This window comes from Nostoc flagelliforme FACHB-838, assembly GCF_014698065.1.
GTDB lineage: Bacteria > Cyanobacteriota > Cyanobacteriia > Cyanobacteriales > Nostocaceae > Nostoc > Nostoc flagelliforme_B.
Genome location: NZ_JACJSI010000005.1, coordinates 95,839 through 116,824 on the forward strand (window position 1 = coordinate 95,839; position 20,986 = coordinate 116,824).

17 protein-coding genes and 1 tRNA gene are annotated in these 20,986 nt (G+C 41.8%); 6 read left to right on the forward strand and 12 right to left on the reverse strand.

Annotation, left to right across the window (positions count from 1 at the left end; translation table 11 throughout):
• Nucleotides 1–6: 6 nt before the first annotated feature.
• Together H6G97_RS04210 and H6G97_RS04215 are read right to left on the reverse strand one after the other, a co-directional pair.
• Nucleotides 7–1,437, reverse strand: coding sequence for a DUF4335 domain-containing protein (locus tag H6G97_RS04210; protein ID WP_190939453.1), 1,431 nt, complete (start codon nt 1,435–1,437; stop codon nt 7–9).
• Nucleotides 1,434–2,060, reverse strand: coding sequence for a DUF3038 domain-containing protein (locus H6G97_RS04215; RefSeq protein ID WP_190939454.1), 627 nt, complete (start codon nt 2,058–2,060; stop codon nt 1,434–1,436). Before H6G97_RS04215 ends, H6G97_RS04210 begins: the two co-directional genes overlap by 4 nt.
• A 426-nt stretch (nt 2,061–2,486) precedes the next feature.
• Between H6G97_RS04215 and H6G97_RS04220 the strand changes: the two genes are divergently transcribed.
• Together H6G97_RS04220 and H6G97_RS04225 are read left to right on the forward strand one after the other, a co-directional pair.
• The gene (locus H6G97_RS04220; protein ID WP_190939455.1) at nt 2,487–3,005 is read left to right on the forward strand and encodes an adenine phosphoribosyltransferase; all 519 of its coding nucleotides are present in this window, start codon (nt 2,487–2,489) and stop codon (nt 3,003–3,005) included.
• 94 nt (nt 3,006–3,099) lie between these two features.
• Nucleotides 3,100–4,146, forward strand: coding sequence for an ABC transporter permease (locus H6G97_RS04225; protein ID WP_190939456.1), 1,047 nt, complete (start codon nt 3,100–3,102; stop codon nt 4,144–4,146).
• A gap of 190 nt (nt 4,147–4,336) precedes the next feature.
• Here the strand turns inward: H6G97_RS04225 and H6G97_RS04230 are convergent.
• The 4 genes from H6G97_RS04230 to H6G97_RS04245 form a co-directional block, all read right to left on the reverse strand.
• A tRNA-Gly gene (locus tag H6G97_RS04230) sits at nt 4,337–4,407 on the reverse strand.
• Nucleotides 4,408–4,462: 55 nt separating this feature from the next.
• On the reverse strand, nt 4,463–5,695 hold the full coding sequence (locus H6G97_RS04235) for a hypothetical protein (protein ID WP_190939457.1): 1,233 nt from the start codon (nt 5,693–5,695) through the stop codon (nt 4,463–4,465).
• 68 nt (nt 5,696–5,763) lie between these two features.
• Nucleotides 5,764–9,291 carry a response regulator gene (locus H6G97_RS04240; RefSeq protein ID WP_190939458.1) on the reverse strand — a complete coding sequence of 1,176 codons (3,528 nt, stop codon included), beginning with the start codon at nt 9,289–9,291 and terminating at the stop codon, nt 5,764–5,766.
• Between the two features lie 154 nt (nt 9,292–9,445).
• The gene (locus H6G97_RS04245; RefSeq protein ID WP_190939459.1) at nt 9,446–9,685 is read right to left on the reverse strand and encodes a hypothetical protein; all 240 of its coding nucleotides are present in this window, start codon (nt 9,683–9,685) and stop codon (nt 9,446–9,448) included.
• Between the two features lie 655 nt (nt 9,686–10,340).
• Between H6G97_RS04245 and H6G97_RS04250 the strand changes: the two genes are divergently transcribed.
• Both H6G97_RS04250 and H6G97_RS04255 read left to right on the forward strand, forming a co-directional pair.
• Nucleotides 10,341–10,946: a GNAT family N-acetyltransferase gene (locus H6G97_RS04250; protein WP_190939460.1), complete on the forward strand. Its 606-nt coding sequence runs from the start codon at nt 10,341–10,343 to the stop codon at nt 10,944–10,946.
• Nucleotides 10,947–11,601: 655 nt separating this feature from the next.
• On the forward strand, nt 11,602–12,156 hold the full coding sequence (locus H6G97_RS04255; RefSeq protein WP_190939461.1) for a hypothetical protein: 555 nt from the start codon (nt 11,602–11,604) through the stop codon (nt 12,154–12,156).
• Nucleotides 12,157–12,164: 8 nt separating this feature from the next.
• Here the strand turns inward: H6G97_RS04255 and H6G97_RS04260 are convergent, their stop codons facing one another.
• From H6G97_RS04260 to H6G97_RS04280, 5 genes are all read right to left on the reverse strand, one after another.
• Nucleotides 12,165–13,313 (reverse strand): histidinol-phosphate transaminase, encoded by a 1,149-nt coding sequence (locus tag H6G97_RS04260; RefSeq protein WP_190939517.1) that lies wholly within the window; start codon nt 13,311–13,313, stop codon nt 12,165–12,167.
• 98 nt (nt 13,314–13,411) lie between these two features.
• Nucleotides 13,412–14,053 carry a YqiA/YcfP family alpha/beta fold hydrolase gene (locus H6G97_RS04265; RefSeq protein WP_190939462.1) on the reverse strand — a complete coding sequence of 214 codons (642 nt, stop codon included), beginning with the start codon at nt 14,051–14,053 and terminating at the stop codon, nt 13,412–13,414.
• Between the two features lie 70 nt (nt 14,054–14,123).
• Nucleotides 14,124–15,500, reverse strand: a complete 1,377-nt coding sequence (gene gor, locus H6G97_RS04270; RefSeq protein ID WP_190939463.1) for a glutathione-disulfide reductase — start codon at nt 15,498–15,500, stop codon at nt 14,124–14,126.
• Nucleotides 15,501–15,541: 41 nt separating this feature from the next.
• On the reverse strand, nt 15,542–15,691 hold the full coding sequence (locus tag H6G97_RS04275; RefSeq protein ID WP_206759119.1) for a hypothetical protein: 150 nt from the start codon (nt 15,689–15,691) through the stop codon (nt 15,542–15,544).
• Nucleotides 15,692–15,800: 109 nt separating this feature from the next.
• Nucleotides 15,801–17,180 (reverse strand): FecR domain-containing protein, encoded by a 1,380-nt coding sequence (locus tag H6G97_RS04280; RefSeq protein ID WP_190939465.1) that lies wholly within the window; start codon nt 17,178–17,180, stop codon nt 15,801–15,803.
• Nucleotides 17,181–17,747: 567 nt separating this feature from the next.
• Between H6G97_RS04280 and H6G97_RS04285 the strand changes: the two genes are divergently transcribed.
• Nucleotides 17,748–19,046, forward strand: a complete 1,299-nt coding sequence (locus H6G97_RS04285) for a porin family protein (protein ID WP_190939466.1) — start codon at nt 17,748–17,750, stop codon at nt 19,044–19,046.
• Between the two features lie 62 nt (nt 19,047–19,108).
• Here H6G97_RS04285 and H6G97_RS04290 read toward each other — a convergent pair whose 3' ends face one another.
• The gene (locus H6G97_RS04290) at nt 19,109–19,930 is read right to left on the reverse strand and encodes a sulfurtransferase (RefSeq protein ID WP_190939467.1); all 822 of its coding nucleotides are present in this window, start codon (nt 19,928–19,930) and stop codon (nt 19,109–19,111) included.
• Nucleotides 19,931–19,956: 26 nt separating this feature from the next.
• On the opposite strand from H6G97_RS04290, the gene H6G97_RS04295 reads away from it, so the two are divergent.
• On the forward strand, nt 19,957–20,967 hold the full coding sequence (locus H6G97_RS04295; protein WP_190939468.1) for a tRNA (5-methylaminomethyl-2-thiouridine)(34)-methyltransferase MnmD: 1,011 nt from the start codon (nt 19,957–19,959) through the stop codon (nt 20,965–20,967).
• Nucleotides 20,968–20,986: the final 19 nt, after the last annotated feature.

The following is a 20,986-nucleotide window of genomic DNA, read 5'->3' on the forward strand; positions in this document are numbered from 1 at the left end:
CCCCAATTACTGATATCCCTGCCAAGGAGTGACTTCCAGCATACCGCTAGGCTTGAATATCACTTGGAAGTGTGCTAAAGGTTCTTTGTCATTGGGAGGTGCGACATTGGAACCATAGATAGCGTTAAACATCTTGGGAAGAGGTGTTTCTCGGAAATAGTCAAAGGCAACTTGGTTTAGTGGTTCATAGTCAGCAATTACACCATCTTTGTTGACTGCTACTCGATATTTCAAATCTCGCGTAAAGGTGGTAGTACCACTCCAACTTTGGCGAACTGTATTATAAAGCTTTTGATTTAAACCTTTAGTTATATTAGAGTCAGTAATTTTTGTACCTACTACCTCTGGTGTTCTCGCATATCCCCGCCAAGGGCTAACTTGCAACACACCATTTGTAGTAAACACTATTCGGAATTGGGCGACGGGTTCCTTGGAAATGGGAGCGCGGTTAGCAGGATTATAAAGTAAGTTGGGCAGAGGAGTTTGCCCGACTCCTTGATTTGCCTCTTTATTCACCGCCTTGTAACCAACGATCGCTCCATCCGCAGCTACACCCAGACGATAGATCAAATCCTGTTGCAACCCTGAACGCTTGATCCAAGCTGGATGAACTTGATTATACACTTGGCGATTCAATGCACGCAGCTGCGACGGATCGGTAATTTCTGGAACTGTATTTAAAAGTGCTTCTAAATCTTTAACTGCTGGCTTTGTATTAGCTGTGGTTGTTGCTGTAGGCGTTGCAGTAGCGATGGGAGTTGCAGTAGCCGATGCTGGAGGAGTAAGGCTCTTTGTAGAGCTAGTTTGCTCATCTGGTTTAGGCTGTGGTGGACGCATTTGGGGAGGTGGAATCAAGTTAAAAGCGATCGCAGCTACTGCTAAACTTGATACTCCTATAGCAGCAGGAACAGCCTGCCTGATCAAAGCCTGACTAGCACCGCCGTAGCGTCTGGTAACGGGTTGTAGTTCTAGAGATAATTCTGGTAAAGTCTGCGTATCAGCAAAAAACTGATCTACTGCTTCCACTAAATCAAACAACTGCACCGTATTCAAATCTATTTCAATCGGCGGACGTTTGGAATTTTTAGACTGCGACTCAAACCCTTCTGGAGAAGCTTCTGAATGTATGATTAACCTATGTCGGTTGCTGTCAATTTTCTGAAACTCTACTAGCTCTGATTCCTGATTGTGTGCTTGCGGATTGGGTACACTACTTAAAAATTCTTGGGCATAGCCACTAACAGCCCTCACCAAACTTTCAAAAAATTCTCGCCCTCCGGTTAGAGGTTGATTATAACCAGATAAATAGCATTCTGCATTTACCAATATTGATAATTCCGGGCGCATTTCTTGGAAGTGTGCAGCCCTAGTAACATCACTTAACCCTTCTAAAAGAAGCGTACAATTAGGTAGACTGTACTTACGTTGAATATTCATTCCACTTCACCGTCAAAAAGACTAATCCAGAATCGCTGCATTCCAGCTGTACCAGTACAAAATAGTAATTGTCCTAACAAATTTATCGCTAGCTCATCTAATTTTTCATCAGAAGTTAATGCTAGTACACCAGAACGCCGAGCATTCATCCGGCTCTTAAAATGCGCTCTAAACCGCTCTAGGTAATTAGATAGCCGCAAATTCTGTTCTAATGGAATCTGCTTCTCTTCCATTTGTTGACATATCATTAATAACTGGCGGATGACAACAGTTAAACGCCGCGCTATGTAGCAAGCAATAACCACCAAAGCTTTTGCTTCCATAATAGTTAAGGGACGACGTATATGCGCTCTTCGTAGTGGGTTAGAGCTACGCATCCGCCATAAATTCACTCTATCTTTAACAATTCCTTTAAGATCCAACTCTTGAGCAAAAGCCAGGATTGCTTCTGAACCACCAAGCTCTAAAGCTTCAATTGCCAGTAAAATCAGGTCAATTTGCAACCTGGTTCTTCGAGGACAAGTTTTGGAAGCGATCGCTGGATCTGGTAAAGTGTCCAAAATCATCGGCAGTGAGTCTTGGGTTGGACTGTTGAACGGCGTTAAACTTGCTGAGACATTCATTCTAAAAATACCTTATGCGGTTCCAACAGACTAGATAAAACAAATTTAAGATCGGTAGCCAAACAAAAACACTAGACTTGTGGCAGAAGCATGACTACCTGACATATACATTAGTGAACTCTTTCTACTCAAAGTTTTCCCTATATTGAAATCAAAGTTTTAAAACATAACTAAATTCACCTCATTTATTAATGGAATACCTTTTTTAGCTTGATTTAGACTCTAATTATCGTCAATGAAAGGTGAAGCTTCAGCCTCGACCCCCAGCGTATGACATTATAGTGTACGATTTTTCAGGTATCTGAAATTGAGCATTGGGGATTGGAGACTGGGGACTGGGATAGCTATGAATTTAAATTAATAACTCCTCACTCTTCACTCCTAACTTTCCCCATTCCCCACTCCCTACTCCCTACTCCCCATTTTATGGATTTAAAGTCTCTCGTTCGTGACATCCCAGATTTCCCGAAACCCGGCATTTTATTTCGAGATATTACTACGTTGCTGCGTGATCCAGAGGGATTGCGCTACACTATTGACTTTTTAACACAAAAATGCAATGAAGCCGAAATAACGGTAGATTATGTCATAGGTATAGAGTCGAGGGGATTCATTTTTGGCTCACCTCTGGCTTATAAATTAGGAGCTGGTTTTATTCCCGTCCGCAAAAGAGGTAAGCTACCAGCAGCCATTCACTCAATTGAGTATGAACTAGAGTATGGTACAGACTGCTTAGAAGTGCATCAAGACGCTTTACACCAAGGTAGCCGAGTTTTGATTGTGGATGATTTGATTGCCACAGGTGGAACTGCGAGTGCCACAGCAAAGTTGGTGCAGAAAATTGGCTGCGAACTAGTAGGATTTGGGTTTATTATCGAGCTACGGGATTTACAAGGGCGTGCATATTTGCCGGACGTGCCAATTATCTCTTTAATTGAATATTAGTTATTTGTCATTGGTCATTAGTCATTGGTCATTAGCAAAGGACAAATGACAAATAACAAACGACAGATGACAAAGGACAAAGGACAAAAGACAAATGACATCTACGAGAATTTCCTTGGAGACAGGTCGGGATTGGCTAATCAGGCTAGTCACGAGCGAAACTTTTGTTTATGTGACAAAGCGACTATTGCAGGCACTACTGACTTTGTTGTTGGCATCAGCATTGTCGTTTTTCATCATTCAACTCGCTCCTGGTGATTATGTAGATACGCTGCGGCAAAATCCGAAGATATCTCCAGAAAGAATTGAGGAAATCAAACGGCAGTTTGGTCTGGATAAGTCTTGGCCAGAGCAATTTTGGCTGTGGCTATGGCGAATCTTGACAAAAGGGGATTTCGGCACAAGTTTTATTTATCAACGTTCAGTGGCATCGCTGTTGTGGGAAAGGGTACCAGCAACTTTGCTATTAGCGATCGCATCTTTAATTGTCACATGGGCGATCGCCATCCCTCTAGGGATCTTTGCTGCTGTTAACCAAAATAAGCTAGCAGACCGCATTCTACAGGTGATTAGTTATGCTGGACAAGGCTTTCCCAGTTTTATCACGGCCTTAGCGCTGCTAGTTTTAGCCCAAATCACCTCACCGCTGTTCCCAGTGGGTAGTATGACTAGCATCAATCATTCGGAACTATCGTGGTTTGGCAGAATCTTAGATATCGGCTGGCACATGATTTTACCAACGATCGCCCTCTCAATTACCAGTTTTGCTGGTTTGCAACGCATCACTCGTGGCGAATTATTGGATGTGCTGCGTCAAGATTACATCCAAACGGCTCGTGCTAAAGGTCTGCCAGAAAACCGCGTTATTTATGTTCATGCACTCCGCAACGCCATAAACCCTTTGATTACCTTATTGGGTTTTGAATTAGCTGGTTTATTAAATGGTGCCTTCATTGCCGAATTTTTCTTCAACTGGCCCGGTTTAGGGAGGTTAACTCTACAAGCTTTACAAGCTCAAGATTTATATTTATTAATGGCAAGCTTGGTAATGGGCGCAGTGTTGCTGATTGCAGGCAATTTAATCGCCGACTTAATGCTCAAAGCAGCCGATCCACGCATTCGCCTAGAAAACTTGAATTAGTATGCAATTGTAAATTACCCACACCTTTTTTGACGTAGTAGGTGTGGGTTCTGGTTTTATCGACAACAGGATTTCTACCTTGCGGCTCAAGTTATTTTCGCACCATGTCAAATTTGGAATTTCTGTTTAACTGATTATTTCATCAAACCCGGACTTAAATTTCTTTAACTAGTGGATTTGAGGTTTTTTAAGCGGGCGGCGGGAATCGAACCCGCATTAATAGCTTGGAAGGCTATAGTTTTACCACTAAACTACGCCCGCAATTTGCCAACCCTAAAATATTAACACAGCTTTTATAAAAAATCAAGCATTAGTTCTAATTGGCATTTTGAATTTTAATCCTGACATACAAATTGCTCAATTCTGGTTTTGTGCCATCGTTGTTATGAGCAGGAATAAAGTTTTCTGTTTTGAAAACCTCGCTGACAACTTGCTCGTATGTGCGTTTTTCACTTTGCAGTGTTGCTGGTTGTATTTCTAGAATTACAGCCTGTTGAAAGTTGCCATTGTTATCAATTATTAAGCTAGCCAAGAGCTGTACTGGTTCAAGTCCCGAACTTTGGACAAGAAAACTTGAGTCTAATTGTTTTGTATTGCTTCCCCTGTATAAAGCAATAACGTCGGGTAAAGCATCTTGTCGGAATCCTTTTGATTGTATCAATTTAATCACTTCATCTCTGGGCAAAGGATCTACTATTGCTACCGATGCTCCCCCAGTTGGAGTTGCTGGAGTTTCCTCAGTCGGAGTTGCTGGAGTTTCCCCAGTTGGAGTCGTTGAAGTTTCTCTAGTCGGAGTTGCTGGAGTTTCCCCAGTTGGAGTTGCTGGAGTTTCGCTATTTGGAGTTGTTGGAGTTTCGCTATTTGGAGTTGCTGGAGTTTCCCCAGTTGGAGTTGCTGGAGTTTCCCCAGTTGGAGTTGTTGGAGTTTCTCTGTTCTCAGGTTCTGAAACTGGTTGATTTGATGGAATACCTGTTGGTAGTGGCGTTCCCTTTCCCAGTCTAATTTCTTGACGGCGCTTCCAAGGTATATTACCAACTGGAACTGTCGGTGTCGGTTTCAGTATCGGTGTCGGTGTCGGTGTCGGCGTGGTGGTAGCTATCGGTGTCGGTGTTGGTATTGGTGTTGGCGTGGAAACTACCTGTTGCCTAAAGGTTTGACTATTATTTTGAGAGGCGTAAGTTCGGCTCTTTTTCTGAAGATTATCCACAGAATTTATTGCGCCAAAATCTTGATTTACAGGCGTAGTTCTTTCTGGTGCAGACTTTTGAGTTAGGGATAATGGCTTTGATGAAACGATTTTGGCTGTTGATTCTGATTTGATTATTGGTTTTGTTTTAGGAGCAATGTCTATCAATTCAATAGGAACAGCAGATTGATTTTGCTGGGGAAACCACAGACTAAATGCATTAGATGAGCGCATCAGCCAGAACGCCAGCAAGTGCAGAGAGACTGAACCGACAACGACAGAAATCCACAGACCCGGTGGGTCAGTGTGTCGTCTCCAGACCTTGGCTGGAATTGGAGTTTTGTCTGCAACCGATAATGTCATATTATAAAAACTGGATATGATTAGGCACTTTTACTCATTGCTAATGCTTTAAAATACCAGTCTAAATTTTAGCGATTAACCATTACCTCTGGTGTAACAGCGAAAGTCAAAACTGTTTCATCTACTCCTTTAAGTTCTAGCGGACTACCTTTAGTAATTTCTTCTTCCTGCAAATAATCTGCCACCGCAGCAGAAACCAGGATCGTACCGGGAAGAGCGGCAGCTTGCAACCTTGCAGCAATATTCACACTTGGGCCAATAGCAGTATAATCGGCGCGTTCAGCACTACCAAACATCCCCACAACAGCAGTACCTTGGTGGATACCGCACCGAAATTGGACGCTAGTAAGTCTGTCACCATCGAATACACCTTGATCTCGCCAGCGTTTATTTAAGTCAGCTAGTGAGCGGTGCATTGCTCTTGCTGTATTAATGGCACGACGTACTTGTTCATTAGGGGTTAATTCTTCCGGCGCTCCATATAAAGCTAAGATAGCATCTCCCATAAATTTATCTACAGTGCCGCCATTGCCAAATACAACCTTGGTCATGGCTTCTAAATATTCATTTAGCAATTCTGCGACTCGTCGAGATCTAAGAGTATTTGATAGCTGTGTAAAACCCACAATATCACTAAACAAAACTGTAATTAAGCGTGGTTCTGGGCGCAAATCTAAGGTTAAATCCCCGGTTGCGGCTTTTTGCACCAATACAGCCGGCAAAAAGCGTTTTAACACCGATTCTGTTAAATAAGTATTTAACTCTACAATTCGCCGTTCATTTTCCTTTAATGCTAAAAGATTCCGAACTTCCGCCAAAAGTTCCCGATCATTGAACGGTTTTGCCAAATAAGCATCCGCACCATGTTCTGTACCTTCGATGCGGGTTTCCTCGTCAACTTTCGCTGTCAACAGAATAATTGGTGTTCCTTTCAACTTCTCCTCTTGGCGGATCATTTGAATCATCTCAAGTCCGCTCACCAAGGGCATCATTAAGTCAGTCACAATCAAGCTGGGTATAATTTCCTTGGCTCTATTGTGCCCTTCATAACCGTTACGAGCTGTCTGCACATGATAACCGTTTCGGCGGAAAATCTCAGATACATAGGTTCGTAAATCTGGGTTGTCATCTACAACTAAAATTGAGTGTTGAGTCTTAAGTGCTGAGTCTTGAGTATCAATACTGGAGGAGAAATTTATTGTAATATCTTCAATATTGTCTGTTGTTGACTCTACCAATTCTAAATCAGCCAATTCTACGCTAGCGCGGCTCGTATTCAGTTCGGTAGGCGTTTCTAGTACTTGCTGTGCGGGTAAATGAGCATTTCCAGTCACAAGCCATAAACTAAAGGTAGTGCCTTGGCCATAGACTGATTCCACCGTGACTTGGCCACCATGTAATTCGACCAATTCTTTAACTAGAGCTAAACCCAAACCACTGCCTTCATAGGAGCGGTTTGCTGAACCTTCAGCTTGGCGGAAGCGTTCAAAGAGATGGGGAATTTGTTCTTTAACAATGCCAATTCCAGTATCTTGTACTTGCAAGATGCAGCGATCGCGCTCAGATTTTAGTCTGACACTGATCGTCCCACCCTCGGGAGTAAATTTCATGGCATTTGACAAAAGGTTATAAACCACCTTGTCAAATTTTTCCATGTCCAAGTACACCGTAGAACATTCATCTAACTGGGTGACGAGATGCAATCTCTTTTTCTCGCAGTAGGGACGAAAAGATTCTACAATTTGGCTGACAAATTCTACTAAATCGCAGGGATGGAAGCTAGGCTGCATTCTCCCCGCATTCAGGCGTTGTAAATCCAAAAGTTGATTTACTAGCCGCAGCAGACGACGAGAGTTACGCAGGGCGATCGCACTTTGGGAGTAAGATAATCCCTCCCCAGCTGCCACCGCCGATTCTAAAGGCCCTTGAATCAAGGTGATGGGTGTGCGAAACTCATGGGAAATATTTTGAAAAAATTCGGTTTTTTGTTTGTCTAATTCTAATAAGCGTTCAGCTTGTTGGCGAGTTTTTTGATATAAGTGTGACTGCTGTACAGCGATCGCGGCTTGACCTGCTACTGCTTTCGCCAAATCGATATCAGATGGCAGCCATTGACGTACTTTTTTACCTTCATGTAACGTAATACTACCTATACATTTGCCATCAGCTAATAATGGTACAAACATTAGCGATCGCGCCGGCATTTTTAAAGGCAAATCAAAACCCTTCACATCTGAAGGAGAATGGCTGACATTTCCAATTACTACAGGTTCATGTGTCTGTAGCATTTGTTGGAGGATAGGATTTTCTTGTATAGAGGCTTGAGAATAGGGTAATCTCTGAGTTGATGGGTGATTGTTGCTACTAAAATTATGGTCTAGGGCTGGCAAACGAAAATTTTCTGAATGTTGAAAACTGTCATATAAGGCCACACATTCGACAAACTCATCTTCCTCTGTCCACAAAGACAGGACGCAGCCATCGACTTGTAAAGCTTGTCCCAATTGCTGAGTGATCGCCGCAAAGATGTCTTGGGGGTCTAAACTAGAACGAATCGCGCTAGTAATCGTATTGATTAGGGCTTCTCGCTTGGCAAGGGCACGTACTTGTTCGTAAGCATAAGCTTGAGACAAAGCTAAGGCTGCCTGATCCGCGACCATCAACACTAATTGCACCTCATCATCACCCCAGACGCGAGGCTGAGAACACTGATGCAGCGCTAGCACTGCCATCAGTTCTTGTTGGCAGATTAGTGGGACAACTAAACTAGAACAAATATTAGCGGCAGCAAAAGCCGCTGCACGCTCACGCAGTTGGGGAGTATTACCTTGAATCCGCTCATCATCCATCGCATCGTGAATCACCTGGACTTCGCGGGTTTCCCAAACCGTCTGAGCTAAAAGAGGCAGAGGGGGAGAGGCAATGGGGGGTAGAGAAGAAATACTTACTGCAACTTCCCCTGTACTCTCATGGTCAAGAGCTGCTTCAGAAAGAGGCTTCTGATAAATAAATCCTCTATCCGCCAATTGCTCATCTTGGAAGGGACGCAATAGACAGACATCCACCTCCAACATGTGACCCACTGTATCTACAATTGCCTGCAAAATTTGTCTGTAGTCTAAAGCACTACGAATCGTATTTGTAACTGTATTCAGCAGCGATTCTTGACGGAGTGTGCGGGTAAGTTCGCGGGTTCTCGCTTTGAGGACATTGTGGGTATCCAAAGCTTGGCGTACCACTCCTTTGAGTTCTTCAGCTTCCCACGGTTTGGTGACATATTTGAATACCTTACCAGCGTTGATTGCTTCCACCAAGTCTTCGACATCGGTGTAGCCAGTTAAAATAATCCGAATAATATCTGGGTATTGAGTTGCTGTTAGGCTTAAAAATTCTGTACCGCTCATCATCGGCATCCGCTGATCGGAGATGATCACCGCGACCTCTCCCTCTTGAGCCAGCAGATCGAGGGCCGCAGGGCCAGAGTTTGCCCTTAGCACCTTATAGTCGCGATAGAAAGTGCGGTAAAGCAAGTCAAGGTTGTCTGGTTCATCATCGACAACCAAAATTTTAGGCTTACTGTTTGCTTGGGATTTCATGCACCGCTTTCCTGCTGCAACGGCAGTCGGATAAAGAATAATCTGATCAGGTAAGGATTTTTCTGAGTCAGTTGAGAGCAGAGCATTTCGACCAATAAGGCTGTTTGGCTACATGACTGCTGAGTGTAGGAGCGTTTGCTCACAGTAATTCGTCTCAATGGCTTGTACCGATTACCGTTTGCTTTGGTGCAGTGTAATTGCTTTCATAGTCAGTTTTAGTGTTATGGAGCCGATACTTGCTTGCCAAATCTTCTTTCACCTCCTTTGAGCAATGTCTGATACCACATACAGCGCCCATAGCTAGCTGAAAAATCCAGATGAAGCTGCATATTAAGTTTTCCCTCCGCAGCAGTCGTACTAACACTTGCAGGTAAATTTTATTTATGGTAGTCATGGTAGAGTCAGCAAAATTAAACAATAAGATTTAAAGCCAAAGTATACTATTAGACAAATACCTCTTTCTAATTTAGCAATCAGAACTACCATTAAGACAAGTGTTAGTGGTTCAAGAGTTGGAGATTAGGGATTACAAAATCTTGCAGATTCTTGCCCCAGTAGCAATACAGTCTTTTTTTGTCATTTAGTAGCAAAGTGGTGTCAGTATAGCGGCAAATGCAAAAACGAGTTCAGTACTCCAACCAAGGGTGGTTTGAAAGCATAGTTTGTCAATAGTGTACTTACTTAACAATTTTTTCAGTGCTGGCTATGGACAAGTTATGCTATTCCTCTGCCTACTCAGCCAAAGCTCTATCACATTACAGAGGTTTTTGTGGTGATCAGTCTGATATCCTGGCTATTTAAAACAAGTTATGCATTTGAACTTAAGACTATAGATTGATGAAACTGTAACTCATAACACTCTTTCAAAAATACAGGTTATAAAGCCCTACGCTAAAGTGTAAAACTTTGTTTGCTCCATAAGCAAAAGCGATTTAGCTATCTTAGATCAGTTAAATATCCTGGGCATTTCTTAAATTCTGATTCAGTTTAAATCTTGTTTTAGGATATTTGATAAAATTTTCTTTGATAAAATCAATACTAAACTAGCCTTGAAATATCGGTTTTTTCACTCATACCAGCAACAGCCAATCGATCCAGCTTCCTACCAATTTCAAATTCGTAAGGCTACACCTGCTGATTTGATTGGTGTTGCCCAAATTATTGCTGAAAGCTTTCACTCTTACAACGGTATATGGGGATGGGCTTTTCCATTGCTACGTCTGGGTATTTACGAAGACTTAAGGCATCGCATGGCATCACCTGTGCCCCGTCATGTTTGTTTAGTCGCCTTTGAAGCTACTACTGGTGATGCTCATAACTTAGTGGGAAGTGTGGAACTGGGTGTGCGTTATAGTGATTCGTGGGGCCAGGTTGGAGCAGGCTTTCCTTACTTATCTAATTTAGCGGTTCACCCAAAATACCGTAGAAATGGTGTGGCTTCAGAACTACTTACTAGCTGTGAAAAAGTCTCTAGCGAGTGGGGATTTCAAGATTTATATCTCCACGTTTTAGAAAATAACTATCAAGCAAGACAGCTTTATTTCAAGCTGGGATATCGAGTGCATAAAGTCGAATCGAATTGGAATACATTTTTCCTAAGACGCTCAAGCCAGATGTTGTTACATAAGCATTTGAGTGCTGATTCCATTGTTTGAATTTTATTCTGGTAATTCTCAAGTTTTATGTTGCAATTCAGATAAAATGTGTCACCCATAGCAATAACCAAACACAAATTAACCTAATTAAAAATTCAGCCAATATTTAGCTAAATATAAAAACTAAAACACCTGAATTTCCAAAGTGAGGAAATGGCTTATTGTTAATTATTTTTAGAAAGAATATTGTGTTTATACCTGATTGCGAAAAATCTTATTGATAATTTAGGAAAAAGCCTCTTTTCGGTAAAGATTTTTAATATTTTAAAACTTTGAATTTTGCCTTCTGGGATTTATTGTTAACAAATATTTTTTAAACTATTCGATTAAATAAACAAATGGATTATAATAAATGGACTAGATATGTAAACTTAACTTTAAATAAATCATTCTTTCCTTATAATAACTTTGTAATTAAGATATTCATCTTTATAAAAACTTTAAGGAAAGACTCATAGAGTTTACAGACAAATCTAGTTATATCTCATAAAATATAATCACTCAATTACTGAAACACGGTCTATCTATTGCTGTTTTAGTTAAATTTACTAGAAAAGTCCTGATAAGAAAAGAATTCAAAAGCCTGATTTGATATAACAGCTATTTCTTTTTTAAAGTGCATACTCCTACCACATTCGTTAAAAGTTTAAAAAACATGGATAGCGAACAGCATCGACGCTATCAGACCTCTATGGTATCAACTTATTACCCTGAAACTAGTTTCCTTGACTGTCTTGTCATGTCAGACGGAACTGAGCAATCGCAAGGCTCTGATATCCTTACACGTTTGCACAGTGGAGAAGTTTTCATCGTCAATAGTCGTAGACGAAATGGATTAATACTCTTTAAACGCTACCATGCAGAGTTTGCTGGGCCCGGGGCGGCTGTGGGTGGGGATTATGATTGTGATTGCCAAAGGGCACTGCCCATAGGTAATCTTTCTTTATTAACACCCGAATCTAATGAAGAACGTCAGAAGGCTTACTTGATTAGGCGTCAGTGGATTCGATTGATCAAACAAATTACAGAAAACCCAGTGCCTGGACAGCGAGTTCAGAAGATTCTCGATCAATTTGAACAATACTTTCCGCCAGAAACAGTGGCTCTTCTGCCAGATATTGCTTTTGCTCTTTTAGTGGGTGTGCTGCCACAAACAGTAGGGACAATACGCCGTTTGGGCAATGAGGTAGACAATAGATTTAATTACTGAGTGAATTACTAAGATTCTAAATTTGCCAAAGCAGTTTTTAGTCGATTTACCGTGCGCGTGTTTTCCTCTATCGTCCCGACAGTAATTCGTAATCCTCCGCTAATGTGTCGCACAAGCGTGCCAAGTGTCCTAAGCTGATGGTGGAAAGTTTTTAATGCAGCGTCTTGTGAATTTAAGCCCTTTGGTTGAAGACGCAGGTAAATAAAGTTAGCAGCACTTGGGGTAATTTGTAGTTCTGGTTGCTGGGATAAAATTTCAATGAGTTTGGCTCGTTCACTCAAGGTTTGGGAAATTGACTCTAGCAAGAGTATACGGTTTTGTAAAGCAATTAATGCTGCTGCTATGGAAAAACTGGGAAGATTGTAAGGTAAACGAACTTTTTCTAAAATGGCGATCGCTTCGGGATGAGCAATGCAATAACCAACACGGAGAGATGCCAACCGGAAGGCTTTAGAAAAAGTACGTAATATCAGCCAATTGGGATACTGTGCTAATTCACCTACTACGGTAGTTTGACTGAATTCGAAATAAGCTTCATCAATTACTACCAAAATATGCTCTGGCAAACTTCTTAACCATGCCAACTCTGCCGCAGTTAAGCTATTGGCAGTCGGCGAATTGGGATGCACTACGAAAACTACGCGAATCGGAGGATCTTGAGTTTGTTCGATGGCAGACTGTGCGGCTTTTAGGTCAATTTCAAAATTGGTTTCATTTCTACCCACTGCCACTACAGGAATACCCAAAGTTTGTGCCAAAATCCCGTACATAGAGAAAGTGGGATTGGCAACAAGAATTGAACCTTCGCCTCCTAGACAGGTGGCGATTAATAAAGATCGGATTAGTTCATCTGAACCATTGCCAACAGAAATATTGGCAGCGGTAAATAAGGATGACGAGAGGGCAGCTGATTCATTGACATATTCAGCGATCGCGTCCTTAAGTGTTTGATGTCCGCCATCAGGATAACGATTTGTTTCAATTACTTGTTGATATGTCCATGCCAGCTTCTCTTTTAACTCAGGTGGCAAATCATAAGGGCTTTCATTTGTATCTAACCGATCTAACTGTGTGGGGACAGAATCGGCTGTATCGCTGCTGGGATGAGGTTTATAAGCTGTGAATTGTGCTAAATCTGACCGGATGAAGGGAAGCATAGTTTTAGTCATTAGTCATTAGTCATTGGTCATTAGTAACTAACAAAAGACAAATGACTAAGGAAATTAGTTATGTGTGAGTTTAATATTTTACAACTTCAAGGTAATTGGCAAAAGAGGCGAATTGCCTGCCAAATTTCTTCTATAACATTATCTAAGGCGTGGTCACTGTCGAGTTCGACTAACTCCACCCAAGGACGCGAACGCGCAAAGTCACGGCTAGCTTCAATGGGAATAACTTCATCTTTTTTTCCATGCAAAATCAGAGTGGGGATAGGACGTTGCAAAAGTTTTTCTTGGTATTGGGCAGCATCTGTAACGAAATCGTAGCTTAAAGGAATTGATCGCTCCTCCCCATAGTGGTAGACCATCATATATTTTTCTTGCTGCCAATGCTGTAATTCTTCATTGCCTAGCTTGGGCAACCAATGGGATAAAAACCCAAAAGCTGGTGCTAGAATCACAAGACGTTTTATTTGTAAATATTGCTGACCCAAGTGGGCAGCGGTCAAACCGCCCAAACTTGAGCCAATGAGTGTTACTGAGGTAAAATCGTTGCTGAATTCTGCGGCAACTTGAGTAATCTGGCGAGTGATTGTTAATTTAGAAAAATCGCCAGCATTTAAATCGGGAATTTTTAGCTTTGTCTGAATTTGAGCAAAGCGATCGCCTATATTCTGCGCTTTGTGAGAATTAGGGCTAGAAGCAAAACCATGCAAGTAGATATACTGAGTAAGCATTCAAGTTTTCCCATTAGGATCGTCCTTAGTCATTAAGTTTTAAATAAATGACCAAGGACAAATGACATACTTACCGCATTGTGACAAATTCCTCTGCTGCTGAGGGATGAATACCCACAGTGGCATCAAAGTCTTTTTTAGTTGCGCCCATTTTGACAGCGATCGCTATACCTTGGATGATCTCAGCTGCACCTTCACCTACCATGTGAGCGCCTAGAACTTTATCGGTGTTGCTATCAACCACCAACTTCATCATTGTCTTCTCTTGCTTACCCGTTAAACTATGGTACATCGGGCGAAAGCGAGTGCGAAAAATTTTTACGGCATCACCGAGTCTTTCCCGTGCTTCGGCTTCTGTCCAGCCGACTGTCGCGGCTTCAGGGTTAGAAAAAATTGCTGTGGCGACAGTTGCGTGACTAAATTCGCGGCGGTTATTCCCAAATTCGCTATCGGCAAAGGCGCGACCTTCGCCAATGGCTACGGGAGTTAAATTGATTCTGTCTGTGACATCGCCAACAGCAAAAATATTCGGTTGATTAGTTTGACTATATTCATTGACTGCGATCGCATTTGTAGTACTGTACCCTGGCCCTTCTATAGAACTATCGACAACATCAACTCCAGCATTTTCCAAACCTAGTCCATCTACATTGGGAGTTCGACCAGTCGCCACTAAAAACACGTCGGCAATTACTGCTTGTTGGTCTTCCCCTGATAAAGTCAGTTTAAAACCTTCCGGCACGCGTTCAACTGTTTTTACCACATTATTTTTAATCAGCCGAATTCCGTGGTTTGTCATCCCCTCTTCAATTTCTGTAGGGATGTCCTCATCAAACCCCTTCAAAATCTTTTCACCTCTGGTAATTTGTGTAACCTCAGAGCCCAAGCCACGCATGATACAGGCAAACTCTATGCCAATATAGCCAGCGCCAAGAATGACAATGTGTTTTGGTTGTTCTTTTAGATGAAAGATTTCGTTAGAGGTAATGCCATATTCCATCCCTGGTAAATCTGGTTTGATGGGACGCCCGCCAACAGCAATTAAAATTTTATCTGCTGTAACTTTGCGTCCATCAACTTCTACAGTGTGGGAATCTACCAATGTGGCGCGACCAGAAATTAGTTTTACTCCGGCTTTTTCTAAGAAGTTTATATGTAGTTGCGACAGTCGCCGAACTTCCTTATCTATAGATGTAATGAAATGTTCCCAGTCCAATTCAGCATTACCTACTTTCCAGCCATAGCCTGCGGCATCACTGAAGAGTGCAGGGAAATGAGAGGCGTAGACCATGAATTTTTTAGGCACACAACCGCGAATTACACAAGTGCCACCAACTAAATCATATTCAGCGATCGCCACTTTTGCCCCATAGTCAGCCGCCCGTTTGGAAGCCGCCAAACCTCCAGAACCCGCACCAATTACAAACAGGTCGTAATCAAAAGTCATAAATTTATGTTCTCTCTAGCAAAAAGTTAGTTCCTGGGAACTTACACACAGAATGTCATGGAACTACATAAGGATATCCGGTGAACCTTCTGTAAGTCCTGTCCTTGATTTAATCTAGCGTTAGCAGATGCTATCTGGTCGTAGGGAATATCACTTTTTGCTTTGGCGGCTGTATAGGCAGTAGTCAACACTTGTTATGGTTCTGCCCTTGGTATCGAGTATATATCTCTGGTATTGCTACATTGAAAAACTTTTCGGTAGGCGGTGACTGCTAAATATCGTTTTGGTTTTGGGAGACTTTCAGGTAGTTTCTGGTGGTTCTACTGGCGGTTCTACTGGTGGTTCTACTGGCGGTTCTACTGGTGGATTTGGTGGTGGATTTGGTGGTTCTACTGGCGGTTCTGCTGGTGGATTTGGTGTATATACTGGAGGATTTGCTGGAGGATTTGGTGTATATACTGGCGGTTCTGCTGGAGGATTTGGTGTATATACTGGCGGTTCTGCTGGAGGATTTGGTGTATATACTGGCGGTTCTGCTGGAGGATTTGGTGTATTTATTGGAGGATTTACTGGAGGATTTGGTGTATTTATTGGAGGATTTACTGGAGGATTTGGTGTATTTATTGGAGGATTTACTGGAGGATTTGGTGTATTTATTGGAGGATTTACTGGAGGATTTGGTGTATTTACTGGAGGATTTACTGGAAGATTTACTGGCGAATTGATCGGCGAATTTGCTGGAGTATTTACTGGAGGATTTACCGGAACACTAACATTATTTTCCCTAGTTCGCTGCTTAGTATTTGACAGGACTTGTCCTATGTCCTCAAAAGAATTTAATTGAGAATCATCTACAATTGGGTCTACTGGGGAATTGCCTGTGATAGTCTCAGTGTCATTGGTAGAGGAAGTTGAAGGACTAGTAGTTAGGTCTGCAAAAGATGGGTTTTCAACTATTCCCTCACCTGTTATTGGTGACTGTGCGTTCAAGGCCGCAGCAGTTTCAGCTTGAACGCTAGCGATCGCAGGGTCGGCTGTAGGAGTAATATTTTGCTTAGTTAAATCAAGCCCACGAACCATATCGCTGGTTTCATAAAAATTTCTGAGATCAAAATCGTATAAGCCCTGAAATTTGCCTTTAACTATAACCATCATCTGTCCTGCTTGCAGCACCTGAGTTTGAGAAGCTTCCTTATTAGAAACTTCAATGCCGCTACTCGTCAGTGCCCCCACAATTGTGGTATCTGTTTGTTGGTTGTAGCGTACAAATAAGGCTGAACCACGAATTGCTGCTGCTGCACTTGGCGTTTGTATACGTGTTTGCCCCCTTCCAGGTGGAATAAGCAACAATGCTGTTCCGTTTGACAGTTTAAAACTGCGAGTCTTTGGCAAAAATTGAAATATAGCCTGTTCCCCAACTCGTGCCAAAGAACCGTCGTTAAAACGCAAGTCTGCTAGTGAAGCTCGACCCGTTGACAACCCATCCCCAGGAATCATTGCATCTGATTTGCGTGCAGGACGCTTTTTCTGTCTATCTCTGGGTATCAGTTGTACTAAGTTGTGGAGGTTCTGAATCTCTGCTCGTGTCAGAGGAGTTATAGCATTTACCCGATTTGGTAAAGGCAGTACTATAACTCCCCATAAACCAATCACTAATAATGGAAACGATTTATAGAACATGGTTTGAGAATTTGTAAACTTCAACTAATGCCAAGAAAGTTAAAGGTTTAAGTTATTGCTAGATTATTATAGGAAGTTTCTTTAGTTAGATTTACCTATATTTTAATCTAAATTTAATACAGAAAATAGATGATGATAAATAAACTATGTATTTAATTTATTTAAGTTTATATTCTGAAACTGACACTATCTGAAATAAAGTATGTGGCAGATTTCAAAGTTAGTATTTGCAATAAGCAATTGAATCAGGAGTACCTTACAGATAATTCTTTCTAATCAGATCAGGCATAGGCTTATCTCTTATGTAGGATAGGAAGTCTCTAGGCATTTGTTGTGAAATTACTCATTGGCTGTATTTCACTAAATTTAACTAGAAATCTGATCGGATTTTTCTGAGATTATCAAAAAAATATTAGAAAAATCCGAAAAGCAGTAATTTTAGTTTGTAGCTTCAGTATATACCTACAAAGCTAAACTAGATACACTCAATTGTATACTCTGAGTCGGAACTTCCAATACAGCTTGTAAATATACATTTGCCAAATGGGATCAAAGCGATCTAACCAGATGCGACTTAATAACTGGAAGAATTTGTTTTTTTATATTTTGTTAGCGTCCAGTGGTGGAAGCTGGTGTTGCATGAGAGTAGACGCCGCAGAATCAGCAAATACAGATATTTGGCATCCTAATAATTTAGTAAGTACACAGATAACTTCTCAGCAGTTATGTCAGAAGTTGCAGCAAGAGGCAATTGACTCTTTGTGCAAGCGGTCTAGTAAGTCACATTCCTTAGACTTCCAGATGCTGTTAAATGTAGCACAGCAAACACCAGAAACAACTCAAGTCCCAGACCAAACCGAAGAACCTGAAAATACTCAAAACCAAATTGACCCGCCACAACTAGAATCACAGCCAAGTAATTTGCCTACCTCTCCTTCAGACTCAAAAGATCAACTGTTAAAGGCACCTGAAATAGATTATTCTCTAAGGCGAGAAAAGCTGATACAACTGCTCCGATCGCCAAAACAGCCATCTGAGTCTGATGGCGACCGCGAATTGGGTTTACGGGTGCGGTTACGTCCCTTAGAACAGCCACAGCTACCACCGACAGAAAAACCCGTAGTTAAGTTTAAACCTATCGGCTATCTACAGGGACGTGTAGGCTACTTCCAAACCAGTAATATTTTTTCTTCAAAAGATAGTCCCATAGAAGATGGTTTAATTATTTCTGGGCTGACGCTAGCCTCTGTATATTTTCCTTTGGGATCTAAGACTTATTTAAACGGCTCAATTGATGGCAACCTGATTCGTTATGTAAATCAGTCACAATATCATTACAACCAAGTGAGATTTAATCTCAGTCTTTACCAGCAGCTATCCCAGCGAATGTATGGAGAAATCAGTTGGAGCAATCAACAATTATTTTATGCCAACAACAGCGATCGCCTGGATTTCAAAGCAGGCGATCGCTTTTTAAATGAGAATTCCCTCCAACTGTCTTTGGGACGGCGAGATCCCTTAACTTCAAAATTAACGCTAGATAGCTTTTACGAATTGAGTGTGAATTTTGCTGACCCCCTAAGTCGCGATCGGATAATCAATTCTTTGTGGGTGTCTTTGAACTACTACTTGCAAAAGCCTCTCCGGGTTGGTATTGACTACCAGGGGAACTTCTCAGACTTTACACAGCGCGATCGAGAAGACCAATTTCATCGGTTATTCGGGCACTTAAATTACCGAATATCCGATACCACTAATATGAATGTGCAGGCTGGAGTAAGTTTAGGTAGTTCAACTGCCGAAAACATTGATTTTGATGGCTGGTTCTTCAGTATTAATTACAGTTTGCAATTAGGTCGGTTTTGAAATTTGTCATTTGTCCTTAATCTTTTATCAAAAACCAATGACCAATGACCAATGACAAATGACTATAAATAAGAAATCCAATCACTCCAGCTACCAGGATAAAGTTTACCCTTACTAATGCCAGCTAATTCTAAAGAAAGTAAATTAACACAAGCAGTAACGCCAGAACCGCAATATACCAAGATTTCTTCAGATGTTTCTAGCTTTTCCCAGCGACGGCGTTGTTCCTCTTGAGGGAGTAGGTAGCCATTAGAGTCTGTAACTTCTTGCCAAGGATAGTTAACTGCACCAGGAATATGCCCAGCAATTTTATCAATTGGCTCTCGTTCACCTCGGTAGCGATCGCTTTCTCTGGAATCTACCAATACTACTCCGTGGCTATCTTGCCGACTTTTCACCGCTGTAAAATCTACTGCCTTTTCTGTTTGTACTTGAGCGACAAAGGCACCCATTCGTGGGGGAGGAATAATATTTGTAACAGAATAGCCAGCTTTTTGCCATCCAGCAAAGCCTCCATCCAGTACTGCTACTTGCTCATGCCCTAAATAGCGCAAGAGCCACCATAGACGAGCCGCAAAAGCAAAGCGCGAATCGTCATAAGCGACAACTAAAGTTTTTTGGTAATTGACTCCAATCGCTGCTAGTTTGTTAGCTATATCATTGGGGTTAGGTAAAGGATGTCTCCCGCCATGTTTACCTACTGGACTGGAAAGATCCTGATTCAAGTCTAGGTAATATGACCCTTCTATATGACTTGTTTGGTAATGTTGTTGTCCTAATTGTGGATCGGCTAAAGAGAAGCGACAATCCACAATCACGACTTGCGGATCTTTTAAATGTTCAAACAGCCAAGCTGGTGAAACAACAAATTGGGAATTGGGCATTGGTCATTATTTAGTTTTTTTGTAAAATGTCAGACTTAGAAAATTTTACACCTAAGCTAACAGCAGATGGTTCTTTCACCTTTGTCTCTCAAGAGTTTGGTGAATCCTTTCACAGCCATCATGGAGCTAGACAAGAGAGTTTTTTCAAGTTTGTGGAACCGACTCAACTGGCTACAGTCGCTCAAAAGCCAGTTTTGCGGCTGTTGGATATTTGTTATGGTCTGGGATATAACACAGCTGCGGCTTTGCAGACAATTTGGGCAGTCAATCCCAGATGTTGTGTTGAAGTAATCGGTTTAGAGCTAAATCCAACAGTGCCACAAGCTGCGATCGCTCATCACTTGTTCGACAATTGGAACTGTAACTATATTGAAATTTTGAAAGAGCTAGCTTTTAACAATCAAGTGCAAACACCTTGCCTGAAAGCGAAGCTACTAATTGGCGATGCTAGAACTACGATCCAGCTAGTACATCAGTCAGATTTCTGGGCAGATGCAATTTTCCTCGATGCCTTTTCACCACCTCAATGTCCTCAATTATGGACTGTTGAATTTATTAAACAGGTGTCATTGTGTTTAGCTCCAGATGGTTTATTAGCTACCTATTCTTGCGCTGCTGCTGTACGCACAGCACTTTTGTCTGCTGGCTTAGTTATAGGTTCTACCCCACCAGTGGGAAGGCGATCGCCTGGTACTGTGGCAGCAAAGCAGACTCTTCTCCCAAGGGGAGATGTCAAAGGCGATCGCGCAGCGTTAGCGAGTCTGCGAGCGTCTGGAGGTTTCTCTTTGGAGCAATTGCCATCAAGCAGAGATGATGTTTTCTCTGCTACTCTCCCTCTCTCACAAGTTGAAAAAGAACACTTGCTAACTCGTGCTGCTGTTCCCTATCGCGATCCTCAACTGAGCGATCTGACCGAAGTTATAGTGATGCGGCGACAACAAGAACAACAAACCTCTTGGCTCGAACCTACCTCCCATTGGCGAAAAAGGTGGCTGTTGGGAAGACAAGGCAGGGATTTTATGAGAACTAGTTTGTAGTTAGATTGTAATGTCTACA

What these genes read in the sequence shown, in the direction of transcription:
- H6G97_RS04210 (WP_190939453.1), bottom strand. Translation starts at nt 1,437, where the DNA reads ATGAATATTCAACGTAAGTACAGTCTACCTAATTGTACGCTTCTTTTA.
- H6G97_RS04215 (WP_190939454.1), bottom strand. Translation starts at nt 2,060, where the DNA reads ATGAATGTCTCAGCAAGTTTAACGCCGTTCAACAGTCCAACCCAAGAC.
- H6G97_RS04220 (WP_190939455.1), top strand. Translation starts at nt 2,487, where the DNA reads ATGGATTTAAAGTCTCTCGTTCGTGACATCCCAGATTTCCCGAAACCC.
- H6G97_RS04225 (WP_190939456.1), top strand. Translation starts at nt 3,100, where the DNA reads ATGACATCTACGAGAATTTCCTTGGAGACAGGTCGGGATTGGCTAATC.
- H6G97_RS04235 (WP_190939457.1), bottom strand. Translation starts at nt 5,695, where the DNA reads ATGACATTATCGGTTGCAGACAAAACTCCAATTCCAGCCAAGGTCTGG.
- H6G97_RS04240 (WP_190939458.1), bottom strand. Translation starts at nt 9,291, where the DNA reads ATGAAATCCCAAGCAAACAGTAAGCCTAAAATTTTGGTTGTCGATGAT.
- H6G97_RS04245 (WP_190939459.1), bottom strand. Translation starts at nt 9,685, where the DNA reads ATGACTACCATAAATAAAATTTACCTGCAAGTGTTAGTACGACTGCTG.
- H6G97_RS04255 (WP_190939461.1), top strand. Translation starts at nt 11,602, where the DNA reads ATGGATAGCGAACAGCATCGACGCTATCAGACCTCTATGGTATCAACT.
- H6G97_RS04260 (WP_190939517.1), bottom strand. Translation starts at nt 13,313, where the DNA reads ATGCTTCCCTTCATCCGGTCAGATTTAGCACAATTCACAGCTTATAAA.
- H6G97_RS04265 (WP_190939462.1), bottom strand. Translation starts at nt 14,053, where the DNA reads ATGCTTACTCAGTATATCTACTTGCATGGTTTTGCTTCTAGCCCTAAT.
- gor (WP_190939463.1), bottom strand. Translation starts at nt 15,500, where the DNA reads ATGACTTTTGATTACGACCTGTTTGTAATTGGTGCGGGTTCTGGAGGT.
- H6G97_RS04280 (WP_190939465.1), bottom strand. Translation starts at nt 17,180, where the DNA reads ATGTTCTATAAATCGTTTCCATTATTAGTGATTGGTTTATGGGGAGTT.
- H6G97_RS04285 (WP_190939466.1), top strand. Translation starts at nt 17,748, where the DNA reads ATGCGACTTAATAACTGGAAGAATTTGTTTTTTTATATTTTGTTAGCG.
- H6G97_RS04290 (WP_190939467.1), bottom strand. Translation starts at nt 19,930, where the DNA reads ATGCCCAATTCCCAATTTGTTGTTTCACCAGCTTGGCTGTTTGAACAT.
- H6G97_RS04295 (WP_190939468.1), top strand. Translation starts at nt 19,957, where the DNA reads ATGTCAGACTTAGAAAATTTTACACCTAAGCTAACAGCAGATGGTTCT.